We start from the raw sequence: 1,509 nt of genomic DNA, 5'->3' as shown, positions 1-1,509 counted from the left end.
GGCAGGTGAATCGGGGTCAACGCGGCGGCGAGAAGGACGAACGAGAACGGGACGAGCAGGTTCTCCAACGGGGCAGTCGCTTTGCTCGCGATGCCGATCACCAGGCTGTTGATGGTGTCGGGGCCGTGGAATCCGTTCGTGCGCTCCCTACCCGCGATGCGACGCCAGGAAATCCATTCGGCGGTCACGAGGACAAGATATGCGGGTATCGCAATCGTGAAGATACGAGCGTAATCCACCGTTGGGTCCTCGTCGGGGTGTGCGTGGCGGGTGCTGCGGGAGACCGATACTCGGACGCGCGGGCCTCCCGCAGGGATCTGTGCTGCGGGAGGTTTCGGTGACGGCGAAACGGCTCGGAATCCCAGTTCCAGTGGAAATGTCGATTATCCGGTGAGGACGCCGCAGAAGAAGGCCGGTGGGGGGCAATGAAGGAGGTCGTCGAGATAGCCCGACCCGGTGTAGGGCGCCCATGTTGCCGACCCCGTCCCGGGCACACTCGAACCCCCAATCGGTGCGGCGGGCTGAACGGTGATCGGTGTAGCGACGGCTGCGCCCTTGGCTGCGGCCAGTCCGGCGAGAAGCACGGCGGCGGCGAGTGATGCGCGAAGCCTCGTTCGCGTGTCAAATTTGGACACGGTAGGTCCCCCAACTGGGTAGGTGTAGAGGTTCCCGAGGCTATAGATTGTGAAGTATTTGTGTTTCATATTGTGTGCCCCTATTTTTCGGGGCACTGTTCCGGCTGAACGTTCCCCCCGAGACCTGAACGACCAGCACACGGACATGCGCATTCAGCAAACGCACTGGTTTGTCGCATCCCGCGCGGTTCGAATCGGCCAGAGCGGGTGCGGCCGGCGGCCGGAACTTGGCGGCGCCGAACGTCCGCTATTGCCGCATACCGCGCTGACCGAACTGGCCAACGCGGGCGCCAGCGACCGGAACCTGGTGCGGTGCAGAACATCCGCAACTGCTGAGTTCTCTGCCGCATGCGTGCCGACCAGATCACCCAACATCCCGACGGCCGCGTCACCATCACCTTCGAATGCCGATCGAACTGGCCGAACCACTCGACCAGCTCGTCGTCGAGCAGCTGGCCCGCCGCGGCCAAGCCTCCTACGTCAGCCGCCCCGACAAATGGCTGTTCCCCGGCGGAATACCAGACAAGCACCTGGCCGCCGAAAACATCCGCGCCCAACTCGTCGAACGCGAAATTCAACCCAATCACGCCCGCAAAGCGGCGCTGTTCCATCTCGCCGCCATCATTCCGACGTCCTGGGCGACCTGATCGGCCTGAACCCCGTCACCGCGACCCGCTGGGCGGCGATCCTCGGTCGGCCACTGCTGACGCACGCCCGGCGCAGTAGACGAATCACGCTGAGCGTGAAGCTACTTTGGGGCTGGGGCCAGCCTTATTCTGGGTTCATCGCAACGAGTTGACCAGCGGAAAGAGCAGGGCTTCGCGGTCGGTGAGCGCACCCGGCCCGGATTCTGCTGCTGGTCTGTCGTTCTCGA

At 63.9% G+C, this 1,509-nt stretch carries 2 protein-coding genes; one reads left to right on the top strand and one right to left on the bottom strand.

Annotated features, from left to right (window positions below):
* Positions 1–188: hypothetical protein (locus AB0L60_RS42420; RefSeq protein ID WP_364626641.1), on the bottom strand; the 188-nt coding region annotated here is incomplete at its 3' end.
* An 851-nt stretch (positions 189–1,039) separates the two neighbouring features.
* Between AB0L60_RS42420 and AB0L60_RS42415 the strand changes: the two genes are divergently transcribed.
* On the top strand, positions 1,040–1,282 hold the full coding sequence (locus AB0L60_RS42415; protein ID WP_364626639.1) for a hypothetical protein: 243 nt from the start codon (positions 1,040–1,042) through the stop codon (positions 1,280–1,282).
* Positions 1,283–1,509 lie beyond the last annotated feature (227 nt).

Origin of the sequence: Nocardia sp. NPDC051981 (assembly GCF_040680715.1) — a bacterium.
GTDB lineage: Bacteria > Actinomycetota > Actinomycetes > Mycobacteriales > Mycobacteriaceae > Nocardia.
This window is presented reverse-complemented; position numbering and strand designations above follow the sequence as displayed.